The organism is Halomonas sp. 707D4 (genome assembly GCF_024158685.1).
Lineage (GTDB): Bacteria > Pseudomonadota > Gammaproteobacteria > Pseudomonadales > Halomonadaceae > Vreelandella.
Window position 1 is genome coordinate 1 of sequence record NZ_JAMZBD010000528.1, and the last position, 2,038, is coordinate 2,038.

The following is a 2,038-nucleotide window of genomic DNA, read 5'->3' on the forward strand; positions in this document are numbered from 1 at the left end:
CTACACCGCCAACGAGACCATCGGCGGACTCGAGTTCGACTACGTGCCGACGCTCGCCCGTGCCGATGGCGCGGACGTGCCGCTGGTGTGCGACATGTCCTCGAGCATTCTGTCCGGGCCCATCGACGTGACCGATTTCGGCGTCATCTACGCAGGCGCCCAGAAGAACATCGGGCCTGCCGGGCTTACGCTGGTCATCGTGCGCGAGGATTTGATCGGGCATGCACTCGCCCGCACCCCGACGCTGTTCGACTACCAGGCGCTCGCCGAAGCGGAGTCGATGGTCAACACGCCGCCGACCTACGCCTGGTATCTCTCCGGGCTGGTCTTCGACTGGCTGGAGAACGAGATGGGCGGGCTTTCGGCCATCGATGCGCTGAACCAGCGCAAGGCCGACAAGCTCTACCGCGCCATCGATGACAGTGACTTCTACTCGAACCCGATCGCGAGGCACAACCGCTCGCGCATGAACGTGCCGTTCGTGCTCGCCGATAGTGCGCTCGATAAAGCGTTTTTGAGCGAGGCGGAGGCGGCGGGACTCTTGAACCTGAAAGGCCATCGCAGCGTCGGCGGGATGCGGGCGAGTCTCTACAACGCCGTGCCGGAAGCCGCCGTGGACGCGCTGATCGCCTTCATGCACGATTTCGAACAACGAAAGGGCTAGGATCCATGTCAGATACGCCGATCAACCTCGAGGCGCTGCGTCAGCGCATCGACCAGCTCGATGGTGACATCGTGCGCCTGATCAGCGAGCGTGCCAGCTGCGCCCAGCAGGTGGCACACGTCAAGCTCGCCGAGGACGAGAACGCCATCTTCTACCGCCCCGAGCGCGAGGCCCAGGTACTGCGCCGGATCATGGCGCTCAACGAAGGGCCGCTCGACGCCGAAGAGATGGCCCGGCTGTTTCGCGAGATCATGTCGGCGTGTCTGGCGCTGGAGAAGCCCATCAAGGTGGCCTACCTCGGCCCCGAGGGCACCTTCACCCAGCAGGCGGCGCTCAAGCATTTCGGCGACAGCGCCATCAGCCTGCCGATGGCAGCGATCGACGAGGTGTTTCGCGAGGTCGAAGCCGGTGCGGTCAACTACGGCGTGGTCCCGGTCGAGAATTCCACCGAGGGTGTGGTCAACCATACCCTCGACACCTTCATCGACTCCTCGATCCGCATCTGCGGCGAAGTGGTGCTGCGCATTCATCACCACCTCTTGGTGAGCGAGAACACGCGGCGCGACAAGATCACCCGCATCTATTCGCACCCGCAGTCCTTCGGCCAGTGCCGCAAGTGGCTCGACGCGCACTTTCCCCACGCCGAGCGCGTGCCGGTCTCCTCCAACGCCGAAGCGGCGAAGCTGGTCAAGACCGAGTGGCACAGCGCAGCGATCGCCGGTGACATGGCGGCCAAGCTCTACGGGCTGGCGCACATCGCCGAAAAGATCGAGGACCGGCCGGACAACTCGACGCGCTTTCTGATCATCGGCAGCGACGACGTGCCGATGTGCGGCGAGGACAAGACCTCGGTGGTGGTAGCGATGCGCAACCAGCCCGGGGCACTTCATGATCTGCTCGAGCCCTTCCATCGCCACGGCATCGACCTGACCCGCATCGAGACGCGTCCCTCGCGTACCGGCGTCTGGAACTACGTCTTCTTCATCGACTTCAAGGGGCATCGTGATGAGCCGGGCGTGGCCGCCGTGCTCGAGGAAGTGAGCCAGCAGGCGCTAGAGCTTCGCGTACTGGGTTCCTACCCCCAGGGCGTGCTGTGACCGAGCGCGGGGCCTTTGCACCGGGCGGCGGGTGTCGCGAGCCGGCGCTTCTGATCGTCGGGCTCGGCTTGATGGGCGGCTCGCTCGCCGCCGCGCTCAAGACGCGGGGCTTTGAAGGACGCATCGTTGCCTGCGATCCGAGCGAGAGCGAAATTGCTCTCGGTATCGAGAAGGGGCTGATCGAGGCCGGCGGCTGCGAGCTCGCGCCGCTTCTCGACGGCGTATCGATGATCGTGCTCGCCGTGCCGGTGCTGGCCATGGCGTCGGTGCTCGAAAG

The 2,038-nt window shown here is 65.1% G+C and carries 3 protein-coding genes; all 3 read left to right on the plus strand.

Annotated features, from left to right (window positions below):
- The coding region (gene serC / locus BIS11_RS16175; protein WP_253586540.1) for a 3-phosphoserine/phosphohydroxythreonine transaminase at positions 1-664 on the plus strand (664 nt) is incomplete at its 5' end.
- Positions 665-669: 5 nt separating this feature from the next.
- Positions 670-1,761, plus strand: coding sequence for a prephenate dehydratase (gene pheA, locus BIS11_RS16180; protein ID WP_253425272.1), 1,092 nt, complete (start codon positions 670-672; stop codon positions 1,759-1,761).
- Between the two features lie 71 nt (positions 1,762-1,832).
- Positions 1,833-2,038: hypothetical protein (locus BIS11_RS16185; RefSeq protein WP_253586541.1), on the plus strand; the 206-nt coding region annotated here is incomplete at its 3' end.